Genomic DNA, 21,031 nt, shown 5'->3' with positions numbered 1-21,031 from the left:
AATCAAGAAAAAATCCAAAACCAGCGTACAGTCAGTGACGAACTGGTTTTGGATTTTTATTTAGTAGCAAATGTTATTTTTATTATGATAAAACATACGTTTTGATCGCTTCTGCCACACCATGTTCTTCATTTGTTTTAGTGACCACGTTGGCAGCTTCTTTAACTAGCGGAACAGCATTACCCATCGCAACGCCTAAGCCAGCATATTCAATCATCGATAAGTCATTTTCGTTGTCACCAATCGCCATGATCTCATCCTGATCGATTCCAAGATGTTGCGCTAAGTTCGCAACGGCTGCGCCTTTACTTGCTTCTTTGTTTAATACTTCAAAGTAATAAGGCGCACTTTTCACTGTCGTGTATTTTTCACGGAATGTTTGTGGTAAACGAGCAATCGCAGCATCTAAGATATCAGGTTCGTCGATCATCATCATTTTAACCAAATTGATATCTGGTGTCATTTCTTCAGGTGTGCGGTATTTCAACGGCATATGAACTAAGCTGGCTTCATGGATCGTATACGCACTGATATCACGATTAGAGGTGTAAATCGCCTGATCATCAATGGAGTGTAGATGACTGCCAACTCGACGAGCCATCACTTCGATTTCTAAATAATCTTCATGTGTCAAACCATGTCGTGCGATGATTTTTCCTGATTTTGTTTGTTGGACAAGTGCGCCATTGTAGGTGATCACGTAGTCATTTTCTTGGAATAAATCGAGTTCATTCAACTGTTCTTGGACACCAGGCAACGGTCTGCCGGTACACAAGACGATAGCTACTCCTTTAGCGACAGCCTGAGCAATCGCTTCTTTGACGTCTGCTGTAATTTCTCTTTTCTCATTTAATAAGGTTCCATCGATGTCGATGGCGACTAACTTGATAGACATAATTTCCTCCAGTGATCGTGTGTTTTAGTTTGTTTGGGTAATCAGTGAACCATTGCGGATATGGCTTGCAAATTCTTGATAGGTTTCGTCAAATAGATCGTAGTGATTTCTTAAAGACGGATCAACCATTTCTTTTGGAAAGAAAAATCGTTCATCTCCTTGTTCTTGTCCAGCAAGAGCAGCCACAAGTTGGCTCACCTCTGATAATTCTACCAAAGTTCCATCATTTCGCAAGATTTCGATTTGTGTTCGATGGCGTCCTTCTTCGGGGCGATAAAAATCATAAGGCAAATCATAACTGGAATTGATGGCAGTATAGTAGACAGGATTGTAGCCAACTTTTTCCACAAGAGCAGTCATTTCCTTGATCAAGGAAGAAGAGCGATCCCCAGAAAAAGTCGCCGATTTTAACGGTTTACGGTATAAGAAACGTTTAGCTAAATCACTTAAGATTGGATCAGAAAATTCCGTCCATTGGGTAAAATAAGTTCCTAAAACGCCATCGTCTAATTTTAAATACTCATCCAGTGTAAAGTTTTCGTCAAGAAACGGTAAGAGTAGTTGAGAATGGGATTCAAACACATTGGGATCTTCTCGATACAACTCATGCGCCCGATGTAACAAGTGTTCTAAAATTACTTCCATGCCACGAGACACAGGGTGGAAATAAACTTGAACGTACATTTGATAGCGGCTCACAATATAATCTTCGACTGCGTGCATCCCATTCATCGAAAAGGCGATCCCGCCTTTATAGGGACGAATGACACGTAAAATTCGTGTTAAATCAAACGTACCGTATTCTGTCCCAGTGTAATAGGCATCTCGCAACAAGTAATCCATTCGATCAGCATCGATCTGACTAGAAATCATTTGGACGACTTGGGGATTAGGATATGTTTTTTGGATCACACTGGCGACTTTTTCTGGAAATCCTTCTTCCACACGATTCAAAATTTGATAAACTTCCGTTTCGGGAGAAGTAATGATCTCTACAGTGATCGCTTCATGATTCGTATGGAAAATATGTTCAAATGTATGAGAATAAGGACCGTGACCAACATCGTGAAGCAATGCTGCGCACAACGTAACCAAACGTTCTCGATCATCCCAGCCGTCAGCGCCAATTTTTTCTTGAGGGAAATTGCGGGAAAAGATATCACAGATCCGTCTTGAAATTTCATAGACCCCTAATGAATGAGTGAACCGACTATGTTCAGCGCCGTGAAAAGTAAAGGAAGAAGTGCCTAACTGTTTGATACGGCGCAATCGTTGGACTTCTTTTGAATTGATCAAGTCTAAAATGACTTGGTGTTGGACATGGATATAGTTATGGACCGGGTCACGAAAGACCTTTTCGATCGGTAATAATTGATATTTATAAGGAATAGTCATCAGCAAGCTCCTTTAATTTATTTCGTTCTTCCATTCGATTGATTTGATCCGTCCACTGTTCAGAAGTGACATGTGCCTCTTTCCAGCAGAGCGCATCAACGGAACGACTCTCTCCATAGAGTTGTGTGAGTGCCAATTTGAATTGTTGTTTTACATCCTCAATGGTTAAAGGCGTTTCAAGTAAATCAGCTAAGGTTGCCATACTTTCAGGAACGACCGCCGGGTAACCATCCGTGCCGAAATATTCTTTCAGCGCTTCTTGATAGAATCGTTTCATCGCTTGACCTCTGGTTTGTTGTGCGCCATTGACACTAACATACATCATCACAGAAATCCCGTTTTTTATGCGACGTTGGGCGATCCCCGCAAACTTTTTACCGTTGATACTCAGGTCATACGTACCAGGACAATAAGAATGAGTCACTTCAAAAGCTTCGATTGATACGGTTGGAAAAGCCAGACGAGTCAATGTGAGCATTTTTTCATAGGCAGCATCAATCGATATCTTCTCCTGTTCGTTTTGAGGGAAAATCAATGAGAGATTTAAAACCCCTTGATCAGAAATGATCCCTAATCCACCAGCGTTACGAACGATTGGCTGATAGCCTGCTTTTCTTAGCTCCTGAATGCCTTCATGGAAGTAGGGCGTTCGAGTATCTTTCATTCCTAAGATCACCGTTTGTTCATATTGCCAAAAATGGAGAAAGTTTTGGTTGTTTTTTTTTGAATACTCGGTTAAGATATCCGTCAGAGCAAAAGGGGTAAAATCATTTTTTTGATAAATTTTTTGATCCAAAATAATTGTTGGATTCATTACATTCGCTCCTTTATATAATTAATCATCGATTGACATTCCAATGATTCACGTTTGTCATCGTTTCATGGGAGTTTCTCTCATTATTATACTATACTCTAACATACTCTAAAAAAAGAATTTATTGAGTCTGGGACAAAACTTGGCTCAGTCTCTTCTGGTAGCTCTAAAAACGAATAAACGGTGTTCAAGCATCAGCTCCTTGAAATAAGCCTGAATTTTTCAAAATATGAGAAGCTATTTTAAAAAATTCTTTCTTATTGTCATCGGAGCTCCCCGATGCTTTCACAACCTCTTCGATGACGAGTTGTTTGACAAATAGACGAAAACTAGGAACAATGTACCTATATGAAGTAAAGGAGAATGTAAAATGGCACAATCGCAAGGAACACCCATTTCAATCAAATTACGGACGAAAGTCATGCAAAACGGGGAGCATCAAGACTTTTTCTTTGATCTGAAAGGTCAAATGGTCAAAATTGGGGATACGTTATACATACGATACCAGGAAATTCAGGAAAATACAGCAGAAGAAATCCCTGTAACGATCAAATTGATGCCCGATGGACAGGTTCAACTGATTCGTGCGGGAGAAACACGGATGCGACTAAAATTCGGGTATCGTGAACGTTTGGAAACAACGTATCGGACACCTTATGGCATGCTTCAAATTGAAACGTATACCAAAGAATTACATGTTAGTTTGAAAGACCGACCAACCGCTGGGAAAGTAATGATTGAATACGACTTGCTAATGGGACCAGAAAAATTAGGGGAATATTATTTAACTTTAGATTTTACTGCTTAAATCGCAAAGAAACGTTTGATTTTTTACGTATGATTTTGTATGATAAGGAGTAGACTGTGAAAGGACGTGTCCTGATTGGAAATTAGTGTATTTGAAGGTGCAAACAAAAACGAATTATCAATGATCGAAGTAGCACATGCGATCTTAGAACAACGTGGCGATGTGATGGATTTTTCTGATTTAGCCAACCAAATCCAAACCTATCTTGGAAAATCAGACAGTGAGATTCGTGATTCACTGGCACAATTTTATACTGACTTAAATATTGATGGTAGCTTTATTTCATTAGGTGACAATCGTTGGGGCTTGCGTTCATGGTATGCGATCGACTCGATCGATGAAGAAGTAAACCATGGAATTGACGAAGAAGATGAAGATACACCTCGTCGACGCAAACGTAAAAAAGTCAATGCCTTTATCAACGATGATGAAGATGCGATCGATTATAATGATGATGACCCAGAAGATACTGACTTGTCTGACGAAGATGACGATGATCTTTTTGAAGATGATGATGACGATGATGAAGAAATCGCTGCTTATAACTCTGACTTGCAAGAAATCGGTGCAGACGACACAAGTGACGATGAAGAAGAATTACCAGGCAACATCGAAGAAGATCTAAGCATCATTGAAGATGACGATGAAGACGAAGACTACGAGGACGAAGAGTTCACCGAAGAATAGACTTTCGGCTTCATAGCTGCAGATCCCCCAATAAGGGATCTGCAGTTTTTTTGTATTGATTTTTTACATAAATTAAAAAAATTGAAACTTTTTGATTTGTTTGATCGTCATAGTAAGTGAGAGGGAAAGGAGATGGGTCCGATTTTTAATCGTTACAAGAAAAAGAAGCAAATCGAAAAATCAAAGAATTTATTAAGTGAATTGATCCAAGAGGAATATGAGAAAATGTTTCGGATCACAATGAATTATGTTCATAACAAAGAAGAAGCATTAGACGTAATGCAAGACAGTTTTCATAAAGCGTTAGCTGCTATTGAACAAGGGAAAGAGATTGAACGATTTTCAGCTTGGTTTTATCGTATTTTGATACGAACAGCGATCGATGCTTGGCGTAAGCAAAAACGAAATCAATCGGAAACATTGGAAGAAGAAACGATTCAACTCGCTCATACAATGGACGATTCATTGACTGATTTACATGGAATCATTGAAGGAATTGATAGCCCCGAAAAGGAAATTTTGATTTTACATTTTTTTGAAGGCTTTCGTTTAAAAGAAATTGCAGAGATTCTTGATTTGAATGAAAACACCGTCAAAACCAAAATGTATCGTACGTTAAATCAGCTAAGAAAAATCTTACAGTAAAAATCACAATAAAGGAGAGAAAGACGGATGTACTCAGCTCAGAAAGAATTAGAACAACTGAAACAAGTCTATCAACAACAAGAAATTCCTCATGGTATCAAAAATGAGATGATCAAGCGCTACTCATTGGAAGAACAAAGATTTAACCAGCGAGTGAAACGAAAAAAACAAGTGAAAGGACTTATTCTATCTTTTGCTATTATTGCGATGATGTTCAGCAGTGTTTTTTTTAACAATCAAATTCGTAGTTTTGCTGAAGATTTACCCTTGATTGGCCCAGTTGTGAAATTAATTTTAGGGAAAACACTGTCTGATGAAGCAATCGAGATCCGAGTGCCGCAAATCAGTACAAAAGATAAAGAAAATAGTCAGACGATTGCTGGACTGAACAAAAAGTACTTTCGTGAAGGACAAGAAAACTTTGAAAAAGCAAAAGTACAGTACCAAGACTTTAAAACAAATCATTTTCAAGTTACGGGAGATTATCAGAAACTGTTGGATGATCCGCGTTTTTTAGTGATTGAACGAAAGATGACACAAACTGCCGCAGACAGCTATACGGAAAAGCGTTATGATACGATTGATAAAAAAAGCGGAGTAGTCCTATCTTTACCACTATTATTCAAAGATGATCAGTATCTTTCCGTTTTGACAAATGAAGTCAAAGAGCAAATGCAAAAAAATAGCAAAGAAAACCCTGATCAGTATTATTGGACAGATGATGATTTTAAAGATGGACTAATCAGAAAAACACCATTAGTTACTAAAGACACATCTTTTTATATCAATAAAAACCACGAATTAGTCTTAGTTTACGATCAATTTTCGATCGCACCTGGCTATATGGGCACACCAACCTTTGTGATACCTAAAGAAGTGACACGTTCACTTTTAGCTTCTCCAGATTACTTAAATGATTAATTCAACTGAAATACAGCATAGAGGATAGGAAAACTAAGGTTTGCTATACCCTCATCGTTGTAAAAACGCCTGTAGTTTTCCAAAAAAGACTGACAAATGAACGGATCGAAACAGATTAAGCATAGTGTATAACATCATCCATTGATGTGTTTAACCGCTAAGCTTAGTCTGTTTTTTTAGTGAATATACTGAAAGTATAGATGAATAGCCAAGGGAAAACCTTTGAGAAAACGAGTGTCTATCGCTAAATCGGTCAATAAGGATCTGTTGTCAAGGGGCATCAATGCTTAACTATATTCACTGAAAAATCACTCTAATTTAGAAGAATTAAAAAAAAACGATCAAAATTTTAAAATAATAAGTGGTTAAATTGAGCGTTTATTAGGGGTTAAAACGAGTAAAATAACGATACAGGTAACCAAGTGGATTTGGATTTGCTTGAATATAAAAATAGTTAGCAACTAGGCAGAAAAAAGGAGGGAAGAAATGAAAAAAACAATTGGACTTTTAGTAGCTGGAATTGCCTGCTTTTGGGGATTGAGCGCTTGTGGTACGAGACATTCGACTACAACGACTTCTACTAGTACTGCTAGCCATACGCAGAAAAAAGCAGAATCATTGATCGTCAATGGGATCGAGATGACGCTTACTGATTTTGGAGAAAAGACATTGCTCGATACGAATCAAAAAAAACAAACCATCTATAGCGTACACGTCAAAGGGAAGAATGTATCTGCTGATATGAAAGGCTTAGGTGCGATTGATTTCTTATTGAAAACAGATAAAGGGGAACAAACCATCAATATGGATTTTGCCAGCTTTGGTGACGAAATGGACAAAGGAGAGACGATTGAAGGAGACCTCTATTTCCAATTGAAAAAAGGCGAAACGCCTAAAGCTGTTGAATACAAACCAACAGATAAAGTGATGTATTCATGGAAAATAGATGATCAAAAATAAGAACATGAAGGAGTAAAAAATGAGCAAGAAAAAATTAACAGCAAAACGTAAAAAGCAGTTATTAACGATGTTTGCAGTGGCTGGTGTGATGGGAAATACTGGGATTGCACCAACGATGGCATTAGCGGATACTTTGACACCAACAGCTGAAACTGCTACTGAACAAGCACAGGCGAATAAAGCAAAAGAAGCCATCGATCAAACGATACAAAACGTCACAGATCCGTTAGTAAACCCAACGGATTCAACCACTACAACTAGTGACTCGTCAGTACCAACCGATGAAACAACTGATGAAACAACTGAGAACACCCAAAAACAAGCAACAGAACAAGACCAAGCAACAGCACCGACTGCCGAAAGTGAAGGGGATGCAACTAATCCAACAGCGGAAGCGCCAAAAGTAGCGCAAAAAGCGAATGTGGCAGCTGCCTCCGAGATAACAGGCACGTGGGGTACCAGCTCGTATACGTTTGATGAAAATACAGGAGTATTGACAATCGGAGCAGGTGAGTTAAGTGGCTATAAAGAATCGCCATGGCGAAGTGGAAAAATATCTAGTACAGCAATCAAGAAAATTGTCTTGGCTGGGAAAGTAGTTGCCCCGGAAGATTCTGAATTCTTATTCGGTGGATCCGAAACCCTTACTGGTGTAACTGAAATCGTAGGATTGAGTCAACTGGATACCAGTAAAGTAACAAATATGTTTGGGATGTTTTACGATATGAGGAACTTAACAAGTCTAGATGTAAGTAGTTTTGATACCAGTAACGTAACAACTATGGAGCGTATGTTTGACAATCTGAGCCGTGTAACAAGTTTAGATGTAAGTAGTTTTGATACCAGTAACGTAACAAGTATGTTTGGGATGTTTGAATATATGGGCAGCGTAACGAGTTTAGATGTAAGTGGTTTTGATACTAGTAAAGTAATAAATATGAGTTATATGTTTTCTGGTATGAGCAGTGTAACAGGTTTAGATGTAAGTAACTTTGATACTAGTAAAGTAACAAGGCTGCGTAATATGTTTAGAAATATGAGTAGCATAACGAGTCTAGATGTAAGTAACTTTAATACTAGTAACGTAACAACTATGGGTTATATGTTTTCTGGTATGAGCAGTGTAACAAGTTTAGATGTAAGTAGCTTTGATACCAGTAACGTAACAACTATGGATGCTGCGTTTGACGGTCTGAGTAGCGTAACAAGTCTAGATTTAAGCAACTTTGACACTAGCAAAGTAACATCTATGAAAAATATGTTTACTGATACTTCGCTTAAGAAATTAATTTTAGGAGATACGTTTAAATTTGTAGAAGCAAATAAAACAAACGCAGGTCTTACTTCTGCTTGGAAGCGAGAGGATGGCAAAGGAAAGGCTTATACAGCAGAAGATTTCATGAAAAACTATGGCACCGGTGACTTGACTGCTGGCACGTATGTTTCTGCTACGGGATTGTGGGGGACCAGTCCGTATAATTTTGATGAAGATACAGGGACACTAACGATCGGAGCAGGTGAGTTAAGTGGCGCTGCAGAATCACCATGGAACAGCGACAAAGTAGATATTAAAGCCATCAAGAAAATTGTCTTGGCTGGAAAAGTAGTTGCTCCAGAAAATGCTAATTTATTATTTACTGGAAATAGCACTAGAGGTAACCTTGCGAATGTAACTGAAATCGAAGGGTTAAGTCAACTGGATACTAGCAACGTAACATCTATGCAATCTATGTTTCAAGGTATGAGCAGCGTAACAAGTTTAGATGTGAGTGGGTTTGATACTAGTAATGTAACAGATATGCACTCTATGTTTACAGGTATGGGTGGCATAACAAGTCTAGATATAAGTGGCTTTGATACCAGTAACGTAACAAGTATGTTTGCGATGTTTGCAGCTATGGATAGCGTAACAAGTCTAGATATAAGTGGTTTTGATACCAGTGAATTAACAACGTCGGAAAATATGTTTTATCAGACTCCACTTAAGAAATTAACACTAGGCGATCACTTTAAGGCGATTGGAGACACTAAGTTATCAGCGCCTGAAGCATTGAACGAAGGGGATCAGCTGACAGGAAATTGGATTCGTGAAGATGGTCAGTCCAAAGGCTATTCACCGGCTGACTTTATGGCAAATTACGGCACGGGTGATTTAACGGCAGGAACTTATGTGGCAGAACTAGTGAAAAGTGAGTTGGAACCACAAGAATATCATGTAGGAGATGTCAATATTACTGGAACCTACACAGGGAATATGTCTCTCGGCCGATTAACCGTTAATGGCAAAGTGGTCAGCTGGGGCGGTAGCTTCAAGGATGGTCAATTCAGCTATTATGTTGGTGCTGGCAAATTAAAAGTCGGCGACAAAGTCGTATTAGATGGCTACAACAAAGAGAAGAAATTGATGGATTCCAAAGAGATTGAAGTGATTTCCGAATCTTCAGGATCAATTGATCAAGTGGACGCGTATCAGTTGGGTGATTCAACCATTACTGGAACTTACACGGGGGATATCCATAAAGGAAAACTAGTAGTGAACGGAGAAGTCGTTAGTTGGGGCGGAACCTATAAAGATGGCAAGTTTAGCTATTATGTGAACTCTCAAGTCATCAAAGCAGGGGATCAAGCAACGATTCAAGGATATGATAAATTCAATACACCACTAGGGGACCCACAACCAGTGACTATAGGAGAACAACTGGGTCAATTAACAGAAGCCCATCGTGTGGGAATCAGTACAGTGATCGAAGGAAGCTACACAGGCGATGTTTACCAAGGAATCTTGTTGGTCAATGGCGAAAAAGTTAGTCAAGGCGGCAGCTTCAAAGATGGCAAGTTCAGTTATTATGTAGGAAACCTTAAAGTGTCAGAAGATGATCAAGTAGTCTTGATGGGTGCCAACAATCGAGGACAACAAATTCCAGGATCAGAGATTGATGTCACTATTCAAACACCAACAGCTGAAATCAACGAATTGACTTATAAAATCGGCACACAAACGATCAAAGGAGCCTATGGTTCTGATACCCAAGTTCACCAAGGACACTTGTTTGTCAATGGTAAACTGATCAGTAAAGGTGGGAGCTTTAAGGATGGGGCAATCAGTTATTATGTGAAGCCAGATCTAATCAAAGCTGATGATCAAGTAACAATGAATTTCTATGATGGAAGTGGCAACTTATTGGCTGAAAACCAAACAGTTTCTGTTAATTAAGAAAAAAATTCCATATTTAAGATGAACTAAATGGTACTCGCTGATTGCCAGTACCATTTAGTTTTTTAAGTACTTAGTTATCAGAAAGATATCCTTATGAAAAAGCAATGTTCAAAAATAAGAGTAACGAAATGAATAATCAACGAGAAAACAGCTATTAACAATTAGTAATAGAAGAATTTATAAAAAATTATCTTTTATAGATAGGGAGATATTATGAAAAAGATGGCTAAATTAAACGATTTGATCAAAAGATGGGGTTTTTGTTTTTTATTGATGACGATGACTTGGCAGGTTAGTTCGATGGTTGTTCACGCTGACACGAAAGAATTAAAGACGCCAACTGTGGATGTTACTGCTATTCCAAGAGGAGATCTCTATACAGATTATGATAAAGAGCGGAGAAATACTACTCACAATAACTTGGAAGTGACAGGGCTATTTTTACCTCGTGGAGAAGAAATTACGGTAGAAGTCAAAGAGAATCCAGAAAATGTTAGCTTAGTAATCGGGCAGTATGGAAAGTACGAGAATCTTAATTCTGCACCAGAAAGCATTGGTTCAAATCCGGTTGATTATCAGTTAACTAAGGGGATCAATCATATTACTAGAGAAGACAGCGATGGCATGGTTTATATTCGTAACCAATCTTATGACCAAACGATTCATGTCACTTTAACAGGTGGAGTCGAGGTTCCTGAATTTCGATTAGGTGGCAAAAATAATCAAGCAACCTTTTTTCAACGATTGAATGATTCAACGACGAATGTTCCTTTTTTTGTCATTGAGGGAAAATATGTGTTTGGAACATTTCAAATGAGTGAACTAAAAAATATAACGCCTCTTTCCGAAGATCGTTTAAATGAATTGGCTAGTTATTGGGATAAAGTATATCAACTGACTGTAGAATGTTATGGGTTTAATAATCAAGCAGGCTATGCTGCTGAGAAGAACATGAATCAAAGAATTCATATTGCCAATCCTGATTCAGGGGCAGGCTATGCTTATGCGACCAATAACTATATCTCTTTTCAAATAGATACGGGCGCTTCTCAGGATATTTTAGGAAGTAAACCGACAGATCAGCAATGGGGATTTTGGCATGAAATGGGGCATACGTTCCAAACACCTCAATACAAATTTGATGGTATGACAGAAGTAACGGTAAATATCTCTTCTATGTATGTCCAACAAAAATTAGGCTTCCCTTCACGACTTGCAAGCAGCTCAACACAAAAGGTCATTGATGATTACTTTAATATTGATGTAGATAAACGTGATTTTAGTAGTTTAGGCGATGAGCTATTTGCTCAGTTGGGGATGTTTTGGTCCTTAGAGCGTGTCTTCGGGTTAGATTACTATAAGACAGTTTCTCAACTATATCGAACAATGGAAACAAGAGAACTCCCTTCATCCAATGATGAGGAGATTCAGACAATGGTTAAAGTATTTTCTCAAGCGGCAAATCGTAACTTAGTTCCTTACTTTAATCAATGGGGAATAAAAACAACTGCTGAAACAGAAAAATATTGCCAACAGTTTAAGAAACTAGAAAAAGAAATTTGGAAAGATGTGGACGGTCGTGGGGAGGATTATGCACTCCCAGGAGCTGTTAAGCCTTACACCATTCCGACACTGGATTCCTTTACATTGACTAATCTGCCAATTTTTACCACAGCAGGCCAAGTTTCGTTAGAAAACCTCAAATCTATTCCACTTGCTAGTCCTACGAAGATTTCAAATGTTTACTATCAAGGGATTGGCAACTATTCTGATTATCCAGGGAATACCATTAAGCTAACGAATGAGAATGGTGTTTCTAACGTTTTACCTATTAAAGAGGTAACTGGGGGAGAAGCAGTCAAACTTTTTGGTAATGCTTATGGTTATCAGATTATTGTGCCAAATCTACAGACCAAAACTTTCTCGATGGTTGGAAATTCAGGTAAACTTCATTTTAGTTGGGGAGATGATGTATATGTAACAATCCAACAATACGACCATCAGATGAAACAGAAAAAAGCGGTCGAATTGTCGGGTGAAGAAGATAGCGACAAGTTAAGTCAAATGTTTAAAGATGTTCCTTATGAAATTGGCGATTATGTTCACATCACTCATGAAGAATCAGGTAATCGGATTGAACGTTATCATAATAGTGAATTGATTCCTAAGGATGACGAAAAAAGTTATTGGTACCAAATGACAGATAAAGGCTGGAAAGAGGTTGACCTAAAACCAGTAGTTACATCAATCACAGAAGATTTATTCTTGGGATTACCAGTGGATGCTAAACAATTAGTAGATACAAGCTCAGAAAAAAACATTGTGCCAATCACTAAAGTCGAATATGTACAAGTGCCAGATTTTGCAACTGTAGGACAAACCAGCACAGAGATAAAAGTTACTAACAGTGTGGGAGAAACCACAACAGTTTCAAATGATGAGCTGACTATTCTGGGGGGAGAAGCCGTTAAACTTTTTGGTAATGCTTATGGCTATCAGATTATTGTGCCAAATCCAGAGACCAAAACTTTCTCAATGGTTGGGAAATCAGGTAAACTTCATCAAAGTTGGGGAAATGACGTGTATGTCACGATCCAGCAATATGATCGTTACCTGAAACAGAAAAAAGCAGTTGAATTGTCAGGTGAAGAAGATAGTGACAAGTTAAGTCAAATGTTTAAAGGCGCTCCTTATGAAATCGGCGATTATGTCCATATTACCCATGAAGAATCAGATAACCGGATTGAACGTTATCATAATAGTGAATTGATTCCTAATGATGATGAAAAAAGTTATTGGTATCAAATGACAGATAAAGGTTGGAAATCAATCACTGAAGAGGAACTTCCAGAAGAAACCAAAGGAACGATTCAGGCGGATCAGTATATCCTTGGTAAAACAACAATTACTGGAAGATACTATGGTAATGTGAAAAAGGCTCGATTAACCGTCAATGGAAAAGTGATCAGCTGGGGAGGAACTTTTAATTCAGATGGAACCTTCTCATATTATTGTGGACCTAAAACAATAAGTGCAGGGGATACAGTTGTTTTAGATGCTTTTGATGAAGAGAATAAATTACTGGATACCGCAACTCTAACGATCACTAGTTATTCTGGAGCGATTACGATGGCTGACTATCAATTAGGTGCTTCTGTTATTACCGGAACATATACGGGAGATGTTCGAATGGCTCACTTAACAATCAATGGACAGTCCATTAGCTGGGGTGGGACTTTTAAAGACGGGACATTTACCTACTATGTGAAGCCTTCTCAAATTAAAGATGGGGATAAGGTATCGATCCAAGGATATGATCCAAATCAACATTCGTTAGGAGAAGAACAACCGGTCAATCTAAAAAAAGTAACAGGAAAAATAACTCAAGCAGTGAAGAAACAAGGAAGTACAGTCATTGAAGGGACTTATGAAGGCGACATCTACCAAGGTCGTTTAACTGTCAATGGAAAAGTGATCAGTTGGGGAGGTGCCTTTAAAGATGGTAAATTCACTTACTATATTGGTCAACTGGAACTATCTGAAACGGATACGGTGGTTCTTGAAGGAGTGGATAAAAATAAAAATATCATCGAAAACAGCAAAATTAACGTAACCTATCAAAAAAGTGAGGTAAAAGTAACTGATTTAAGCTATACCTTAGGCACACAAACGATTTCTGGAACCTATCAAGGGGAAGTTAAAAAAGGACAATTGTTTGTTAATGGAAAATCAGTCAGCTGGGGTGGTAGCTTTGCTGAAGGAAATATCGATTACTATGTGAAAGCCAATCAAATAAAATCAGGGGATAAAGTAACAATGAACTTATACGCACCAAATGGCCATCAAATTAGCGAAGGAAATGTTGTGACGATCAAAGAAAAATAACCACTCATTATTTTGATTACGTCCAGCTACTATGTAAAAGTGAAAGGTAAAAGTGAAAGCATCCAGAAAGTCATTGATCTCAGTGAGACACATAATGTTTTTTCAGAAAACTAACACGAATCGAATTGGTATCAATGACTTAATGATGTTTTACTTTTGAAAGTGAAGAAATTCAAAAATGCCCCGCACATTTTTTGCGAAATATTGTTCTTTCACTAGGGATTAACGTTTACACCAGTTTTTGTCCTTAATTTATCAGAGAGTGTTTATCGTAAAAATTAGTGGCATTTGAATGAGAGGAAAACGATGAGAGACAAACGCATTGATATTTTAAGAGGAGTGGCTATCTTATTCATTATTTTAGCCCATATTTCACCTCCTAATAATCTACTTCAGCTAAGAACTTTTGATGTTCCATTAATAACTATGTTACTAGGGATGAGCTTTAGCTTATCCACAAAAGAAGAAAAATACCGAGTCTATGTTTTTAAAAGATTTAAGCGTTTAATTATTCCTACTTGGAAAGTGTTACTAGGCTATTTTATTCTCTTTGGGGCCATCGCATTATTGAGACATAAGGATTTTCCATATCATTTTGAATATATCATTTCTTCGTTTGCGATGTTTTCTGATAAAGGTATCGGTTATATGTGGATATTAAGGATATTTTTTGAAATAGCCTTATTGAGTCCGATTTTCAAGTGGTTATATTCACTGAAAGAAAAACGGACAATGATCATCTTGCTATTCATTTTTTGTATGCTGCTATTGGAGTATGCGCAAAATCTGTCATTGGTTTCAACGGGACATTTTTTGATTTTGTTTGCTTTAGAATTAGGTGGCTATTCATTTATCGTATTTATTGGAATCTGTGTTTACAATAATCGGATGGTAGATAATCTCAAATTTTGTGGTTGGTTTGTTTTTCTATTTTTTGTTTCAATCCTTAAAACAAGAAGCTTTGACATACAAGCTTTCAAATATCCACCGCAATTACAGTATATAAGTTATGGCTTAAGCCTATCTATCCTTTTATTTCTAGTGACTACACTATTGAGTAAAAAGATAGTTCAATATAAACTCGACCCAATCATATGGTTATCAAAAAATTCTATTCAAATTTATTATATCCATATCTTTATCGTACGAGTAGTTGATCGATTACCTGTAGTAATGAATTGGTGGGAGACAAGATACCTTGTAACAGTAGGCATAAGTAGTATTGCTGTCTATCTATTTGGCAAAATCAAAACTATGACAGTGAGAAAAAGTACGTTCAAACTTTCTAATAGTCAGTAACTTTCAATAAGTAGTATTTATCCAAGAGGTTATTGATTGTTGCATGTATAGAATTATTGACGGTTTGTAAATGATGCAATGAGAATTGTTCCTTATATTGCAATAAAAGTCTGCTGTACCACTCAATGAAAAATAGTAAGTGTAAAACTAAATTATTCGAACGATAGTTGATGGATGTTTTGATCATCGATCCTGATGGAGTATCAGGAATATTTCACTATCGTTCGGATATTTTTGTTCTGTTGCCTGATGCTTTTCGATCTTGCTTAGCAAAATCATCTCTTTATAAAGGAAAATCAAACAAGAGAAATTGCAAAATGAAAAAACGGTAAGTGGCATTTTTGAAGGGTCAATTTTGTGATTCTTTATAAAAAATAGATAGCCTTACTGGGGTTCTTGAAGCGTGTTTGTTTAGGTGCCAACCTTTATATTATTTGGAAAATAAAAATGAGGAATGAAAGTATATCCTTTTTGATATATACTTAACCCATACTATTTCCTATGGCAAACCATCCTGTTCATTGCTCAAAATGAACGTGTTAACAGGAGCTTGGAAAATATATAGGAGGAATCTCGTGAAAAAACAACCAAAATTTCAAGAAATTGCGAATGAGATTGAGAAGCGAATCATGGAAGGAATTTACGTTTCTAGTCAAAAATTACCTTCAGAATATGATTTAGCAGACGAGTTTCAATGTAGTCGTTTAACTGTTCGTAAAGCAATCGAGTTATTGATCAGCCAAAATAAGTTGATCAAAGAAAAAAGTAAAGGCACGTATGTCATGAAACAACCTAAGATCCAAAGTGGCTCTGGAGGACTGCAAAGCTTTACCGAAACTGCTCGAATCCAAGGGAAAAAGACAAAAACGCAAGTCTTAGAATGCGAAGTTACTGAACAACTACCAACGAATGTTAAACAAGCTTTTGGTGAATCGATTTCTGAGCCAATCGTTCATTTGAGACGATTACGTTATTTTGATGACGAACCAATGACGGTTGAAAATCTTTATATTTTAAAACGTTATCTGGGAGAAGTCTCTCAAGAAGAATTAAGTGGGTCACTCTATCAAGTGATCGAAAAAAACGTTGAAATTGCTTATTCCCACCAAGAAATCGAAGCAGTGAAAGCGACGGCTGACGTGGCAAAACTCTTGCAAGTAGCTGTGGATGAACCGATGTTGTTTGTCCATTCAATGACATATTCGCCAGCAGCCAAACCGATCTTATATGACTGCTCGTTTTATCGTGCAGATAAATATACATTTAAAAATACGTTGATTCGTCAAAAAAGGAGTAAATAAATTGAAAAAAAACAAGTCGATGATTGATGATCATTGGGAAGAATTTCTTGAATTTCTTCAAACAGTTATGAAAGTACCAAGTGTGAAAGGGGAGCCGGAAGATCATGCTCCGTTTGGGAAAGCACCTCGAGAAGTGTTGGACCTTGTACTTAAAAAAGGAAAAGAAGTAGGGTTTAAGACCAAAGTGATTGATGATGCGATCGGGTACGTCCAATGGGGAGAAGATGATGAGGACTATATTGGGATCATTGGTCATTTAGATGTGGTTCCAGCAGGATCGGGATGGGATTTTCCACCCTTTGATTTAAGCGAAAAAGATGGACGCTTTTATGGACGAGGGATTTTAGATAATAAAGGGCCGATCATTAGTTGTTTTTATGCTCTGATCCTGTTGAAAAAAATGGGAGCGGTTCCTAAAAAAACGATCCGCATTATTTTTGGGACTGATGAAGAAAGTGGGATGTCTGATGTGGCTCATTATTTACAGGCTGAAGTTCCACCATCATTTGGTTTTACGCCAGATTGTAAATATCCAGTTGTTTACGGAGAAAGAGGAGTAGTCAACCTAACGATTCATTTCCCATTAGTTAAAGAAGAAGTTATTCAAATCAGTGATTTTGCAGGGGATCAATATCGAGATCATGTGCCAGACCAGCTGAGTGTGTCGATTAATGCGAAAAAATTTGATGTGGAAGGAAAACGTTCTCCAAGTAATGCCCCAGAATTAGGAGAGAATGCGATTACGCTGCTTGCCGAAAAAATCAAAGCAGATTCAGCTGTTCCAGAACAAATACGAGCTTATTTTGATTGGATCTGGCAAGCTTTCCACAATAAACATTATGGAGAAGGAATCGAGCTTGCTTTGTCTGATGAAGATTCAGGCAGGTTGATTCTTACACCTGTGAATTTGCAAAAAAACACTAACGGGTTAGATTTAGAAGTTGCTTTTCGTTACCCTGTTTCAGTCACAGAAGAGGAAGTCGTGAGTGGGTTGGCTAAACAGTTGCCCGAGAAAGCGACTTTTACAATCAATCGCAGTATTCCAGGGATCTGTCAGAAAAAAGATTCGCCTGAAATCAAAAAACTATCTCAAATTTATGGCGAGATTACTGGGAACGACCCTACACCAGTGACGACAACGGGTGCTACTTATGCCAGAAAGATTCCTAATGTATTAGCGTTTGGTCCCTCTTTTCCAGGGCAAAAAGGGATTGCGCATAACAAAAACGAGTATATGGAAGTAACAGATCTGCGTATGAATTTAGAGATATACCTGCGAAGCATTCAAGCATTGATCGAATAAGCAGTTATATATTTTTTAAAAAAAAGATTATCAGAGACTTCTCTTATAAATCAATTAGATTTTAAGAAAAGTCTCTTTTTAGTATAGACATAATAGTATATACTAAATAAAATAGATGTAAGCGCTATATATAGGAGGAGTAAACATGTGGGGAATTATCGCAACGTGGCGTATGGCACATGATGGTGTGTTAGCTGCCAAAGAATTATTAGAACAGGAAGGAACATGCGGAGATGCTGTGGAAACGTCAATCAAATGTGTAGAAGACTATCCATTTTATAAATCAGTTGGCTATGGTGGCTTGCCAAACGAACGAGGCATTGTAGAAATGGATGCGGCTTTTATGGATGGGGATACGTTCAAAATTGGGGCAGTGGCTGGGATCGTAGATATTGCGAATCCAATATCAGTTGCCAGAAAATTAAGTAATGAAAAATTCAATAGTTTTCGCGTAGGACAAGGAGCCACTGAATATGCAATGCTAGCAGGATTCGAACGGAAAAACATGCTAACGCCAAGAGCTAAAAAAATTTGGCAAAAACGAGTGGCAGAAGTGGCGAAAACGAATCTAAGCCCCTATGACGGACATGATACGGTGGGCGTGGTTTCTTTGGATCAACACACTGGCATGGCTGCAGGAACGTCTAGTTCTGGATTATTTATGAAAAAGCAAGGTCGTGTGGGAGATTCCCCTTTATCAGGTTCTGGTTTTTACGTCGACAGTCAAATCGGTGGTGCGACAGCAACTGGTCTAGGAGAAGATCTAATGAAAGGCTGTCTAGCTTATGAAATTGTTCGCTTGATGGGAGAAGGAGTCACTCCACAAAAAGCCTGTGATCAAGCTGTGTATTCTTTTACTGATTTATTAAAAGAACGGTATGGCAAAGCAGGTGCTTTTTCATTAGTTGCTATGAATAAAGCAGGTGAATGGGGAGTTGCGACTAATGTCGAATTTACGTTTACTGTTGCAACTGAAAAGGAGCAACCAGCTATCTACTTAGCTAATCCAGGAGTTGATCAGACAACGATCATTGAACCAATCACCAAAGAATGGCTGGATGCTTATGAAAAACGCATCAAAGCCCCAGTTTGATCCCAGTATCGAAGTCATTTAGCTGATAATCAGCATATGTATATATAAGGAGGAGAAAAAAATGGCAACAAAAAAAATCTATTTATTCTGTGAAGCAGGTATGTCAACGAGTATTATGGTCAATAAAATGATGGAAGTAGTCACAAAACATCAGATGCCACTAGAAATCCATGCGTTCCCAGCAATCCATGCAGAGGAAAAAGTTGAACAAGAGAAACCGGTAGCCATCTTATTAGGACCACAAGTTCGTCATTTAAGTGATAAAATGAAAAAAACGTTTGAGCCGTTAGGCATTCCTGTAGGCACAATTGCCACAGAAGCATATGGCATGATGGATGGCGAACGTGCGATGAAAGATGTCCTGAAAATGATCAAAGAAAGTAGAAAATGAGTTTTTGTAAACGGAAACAGTCGGAGTCAACAAAAAGATCGGGGGAAAAAAGATGCAAAAATTTTTGAATTGGTTAGAAAAAGTTTTGACACCAATGGCAAAAACGGTTGGAGAAAATAAATATTTGATTGCTATACGAGATGGCTTTTTACTTTCTACACCGTTATTGATCGTGGGGTCATTGTTTCTAGTATTGACCAACTTTCCAATACCAAATTGGAATGAATGGATGGCTGGTTTTTTAGGGGAAAATTGGGCAGTCATGTTGAATAAGCCTGCTACTGCCAGTTTTGATATCATGACGATTTTAGCAGTTGGGGGCATCGGTTATAGTTTAGCAAAGCAATTTAAAGTGGATGCGATGCAAGCAGCAATTATTTCTTTAGTTTCATTCTTTATCGTAACGCCTTTTACCACATTATTTACGCCAGAAGGTTCGACTGAAGTATTTGAAGTCGGAAGTCTTCCTTTACGTTGGATGGGATCAAGTGGTTTATTTTTAGGGATGGTAGTTGCTTTAGTAGCGACTCGTATGTTCGTTGCCTTGATTCGTACAGGGTGGACAATCAAAATGCCAGATGGCGTGCCGCCTACTGTTGTTAAATCGTTTGAAGCATTGATTCCAAGTTTCGTCATCTTAACGTTCTTTATGGTGGCTAATTGGGTAGCGAGTTTAACCACATATGGGAATTTACAAGAAATCCTGTTTAAATTCTTACAAACACCATTGTTAAGTTTAGGGAATACCTTAGGTGCTATGATCATTGCGTACTTATTTTTACATTTTTTCTGGTTTTTCGGAATCAACGGTTCAAGTGTCGTAGGTGCAGTTTTCAATCCAGTTCTTCGTGCTTTATCGATTGAAAATCTAAATGCGTTCAAAGACGGACATGAAATTCCTAATATCATTACAGGTCAATTTCAAGATATGTTTGCAACATTTGGTGGGGGCGGTTCTACCTTATCATTGATTTTGATTATGATTCTTGTATGTAAAAGTCAGCGAGTGAAAAAACTTTCACAATTATCGCTTGTACCAGGAATTTTCGGGATCAATGAACCGATCATCTTTGGTTTACCGATCGTATTAAATCCAATCATTTTGATCCCATTTGCTTTAGTACCGACAATCAATATCATTATTGCTTATTTTTGTATGGATCTAGGGCTAGTTGCTTACACCAATGGGATTCAACTTCCATGGACAACGCCACCGATCATTTCAGGCTTTTTAGTCAGTGGTTGGCAAGCTTCTGTCCTTCAGGGATTACTTATTTTATTAGGAATGGCAGTTTATTATCCATTCATCAAAGTGTTAGACAATCAATATCTGAAAGAAGAGCTTGAGGCAGAAGAATCAACAGCAGAAGAAATCAATTTTGATGACTTTGATTTTGATACCTTATAAAAAGGAGTA

General features: G+C 37.8%; 16 protein-coding genes. 13 read left to right on the top strand and 3 right to left on the bottom strand.

The window, feature by feature from the left end; all coding sequences use genetic code 11:
- Positions 1-82: 82 nt before the first annotated feature.
- Genes yidA through AB5M32_RS04995 form a run of 3 tightly spaced genes read right to left on the bottom strand, consistent with a single transcriptional unit; the run spans position 83 to position 3,104 of the window.
- A complete protein-coding gene (gene yidA / locus AB5M32_RS05005; protein WP_010718630.1) occupies positions 83-895 on the bottom strand; it encodes a sugar-phosphatase in 813 nt (270 codons plus the stop codon).
- 24 nt (positions 896-919) lie between these two features.
- Positions 920-2,290, bottom strand: coding sequence for an HD domain-containing protein (locus AB5M32_RS05000; RefSeq protein WP_053765708.1), 1,371 nt, complete (start codon positions 2,288-2,290; stop codon positions 920-922).
- Positions 2,274-3,104 carry a lipoate--protein ligase family protein gene (locus tag AB5M32_RS04995; protein ID WP_178285791.1) on the bottom strand — a complete coding sequence of 277 codons (831 nt, stop codon included), beginning with the start codon at positions 3,102-3,104 and terminating at the stop codon, positions 2,274-2,276. Before AB5M32_RS04995 ends, AB5M32_RS05000 begins: the two co-directional genes overlap by 17 nt.
- 370 nt (positions 3,105-3,474) lie before the next feature.
- Between AB5M32_RS04995 and AB5M32_RS04990 the strand changes: the two genes are divergently transcribed.
- The 13 genes from AB5M32_RS04990 to celB all read left to right on the top strand — a co-directional run bounded on the left by AB5M32_RS04990 (position 3,475) and on the right by celB (position 21,022).
- On the top strand, positions 3,475-3,912 hold the full coding sequence (locus tag AB5M32_RS04990) for a DUF1934 domain-containing protein (RefSeq protein WP_010718627.1): 438 nt from the start codon (positions 3,475-3,477) through the stop codon (positions 3,910-3,912).
- Positions 3,913-3,987: 75 nt separating this feature from the next.
- Positions 3,988-4,599, top strand: coding sequence for a DNA-directed RNA polymerase subunit delta (gene rpoE, locus AB5M32_RS04985; RefSeq protein ID WP_010718626.1), 612 nt, complete (start codon positions 3,988-3,990; stop codon positions 4,597-4,599).
- 132 nt (positions 4,600-4,731) lie between these two features.
- Entirely contained in the window at positions 4,732-5,244 is a 513-nt protein-coding gene (locus AB5M32_RS04980) for an RNA polymerase sigma factor (protein ID WP_034699109.1), read from the top strand.
- A 27-nt stretch (positions 5,245-5,271) separates the two neighbouring features.
- Entirely contained in the window at positions 5,272-6,165 is an 894-nt protein-coding gene (locus AB5M32_RS04975) for an RsiV family protein (protein WP_178285793.1), read from the top strand.
- Positions 6,166-6,651: 486 nt separating this feature from the next.
- Entirely contained in the window at positions 6,652-7,125 is a 474-nt protein-coding gene (locus AB5M32_RS04970) for a DUF4352 domain-containing protein (RefSeq protein ID WP_178285796.1), read from the top strand.
- A 19-nt stretch (positions 7,126-7,144) separates the two neighbouring features.
- Positions 7,145-10,339, top strand: coding sequence for an immunoglobulin-like domain-containing protein (locus AB5M32_RS04965; RefSeq protein ID WP_368024353.1), 3,195 nt, complete (start codon positions 7,145-7,147; stop codon positions 10,337-10,339).
- Positions 10,340-10,555: 216 nt separating this feature from the next.
- Positions 10,556-14,227, top strand: coding sequence for an immunoglobulin-like domain-containing protein (locus tag AB5M32_RS04960; protein WP_368024352.1), 3,672 nt, complete (start codon positions 10,556-10,558; stop codon positions 14,225-14,227).
- Positions 14,228-14,533: 306 nt separating this feature from the next.
- Complete coding sequence (locus AB5M32_RS04955; protein WP_178285800.1) at positions 14,534-15,526, top strand: acyltransferase; 993 nt, start codon at positions 14,534-14,536, stop codon at positions 15,524-15,526.
- Between the two features lie 575 nt (positions 15,527-16,101).
- Positions 16,102-16,827, top strand: a complete 726-nt coding sequence (locus AB5M32_RS04950) for a GntR family transcriptional regulator, LSA1692 subfamily (RefSeq protein WP_178285801.1) — start codon at positions 16,102-16,104, stop codon at positions 16,825-16,827.
- A gap of 1 nt (position 16,828) precedes the next feature.
- Positions 16,829-18,130 (top strand): Sapep family Mn(2+)-dependent dipeptidase, encoded by a 1,302-nt coding sequence (locus AB5M32_RS04945; protein WP_368024351.1) that lies wholly within the window; start codon positions 16,829-16,831, stop codon positions 18,128-18,130.
- A gap of 145 nt (positions 18,131-18,275) precedes the next feature.
- Positions 18,276-19,223, top strand: a complete 948-nt coding sequence (locus tag AB5M32_RS04940) for a N(4)-(beta-N-acetylglucosaminyl)-L-asparaginase (protein ID WP_034699124.1) — start codon at positions 18,276-18,278, stop codon at positions 19,221-19,223.
- Between the two features lie 61 nt (positions 19,224-19,284).
- On the top strand, positions 19,285-19,614 hold the full coding sequence (locus AB5M32_RS04935; RefSeq protein ID WP_010718620.1) for a PTS sugar transporter subunit IIB: 330 nt from the start codon (positions 19,285-19,287) through the stop codon (positions 19,612-19,614).
- 52 nt (positions 19,615-19,666) lie between these two features.
- Positions 19,667-21,022, top strand: coding sequence for a PTS cellobiose transporter subunit IIC (celB, locus tag AB5M32_RS04930; RefSeq protein WP_010738000.1), 1,356 nt, complete (start codon positions 19,667-19,669; stop codon positions 21,020-21,022).
- Positions 21,023-21,031 lie beyond the last annotated feature (9 nt).

Origin of the sequence: Enterococcus sp. C57 (assembly GCF_040887305.1) — a bacterium.
GTDB lineage: Bacteria > Bacillota > Bacilli > Lactobacillales > Enterococcaceae > Enterococcus_B > Enterococcus_B hirae.
This window is presented reverse-complemented; position numbering and strand designations above follow the sequence as displayed.

Coding starts and splice junctions, on each gene's coding strand:
- AB5M32_RS04955 (WP_178285800.1), top strand. CDS start 14,534: ATGAGAGACAAACGCATTGATATTTTAAGAGGAGTGGCTATCTTATTC.
- celB (WP_010738000.1), top strand. CDS start 19,667: ATGCAAAAATTTTTGAATTGGTTAGAAAAAGTTTTGACACCAATGGCA.
- AB5M32_RS04965 (WP_368024353.1), top strand. CDS start 7,145: ATGAGCAAGAAAAAATTAACAGCAAAACGTAAAAAGCAGTTATTAACG.
- AB5M32_RS04960 (WP_368024352.1), top strand. CDS start 10,556: ATGAAAAAGATGGCTAAATTAAACGATTTGATCAAAAGATGGGGTTTT.
- AB5M32_RS04940 (WP_034699124.1), top strand. CDS start 18,276: ATGTGGGGAATTATCGCAACGTGGCGTATGGCACATGATGGTGTGTTA.
- AB5M32_RS04980 (WP_034699109.1), top strand. CDS start 4,732: ATGGGTCCGATTTTTAATCGTTACAAGAAAAAGAAGCAAATCGAAAAA.
- AB5M32_RS04990 (WP_010718627.1), top strand. CDS start 3,475: ATGGCACAATCGCAAGGAACACCCATTTCAATCAAATTACGGACGAAA.
- AB5M32_RS04970 (WP_178285796.1), top strand. CDS start 6,652: ATGAAAAAAACAATTGGACTTTTAGTAGCTGGAATTGCCTGCTTTTGG.
- yidA (WP_010718630.1), bottom strand. CDS start 895: ATGTCTATCAAGTTAGTCGCCATCGACATCGATGGAACCTTATTAAAT.
- AB5M32_RS05000 (WP_053765708.1), bottom strand. CDS start 2,290: ATGACTATTCCTTATAAATATCAATTATTACCGATCGAAAAGGTCTTT.
- AB5M32_RS04935 (WP_010718620.1), top strand. CDS start 19,285: ATGGCAACAAAAAAAATCTATTTATTCTGTGAAGCAGGTATGTCAACG.
- AB5M32_RS04975 (WP_178285793.1), top strand. CDS start 5,272: ATGTACTCAGCTCAGAAAGAATTAGAACAACTGAAACAAGTCTATCAA.
- AB5M32_RS04995 (WP_178285791.1), bottom strand. CDS start 3,104: ATGAATCCAACAATTATTTTGGATCAAAAAATTTATCAAAAAAATGAT.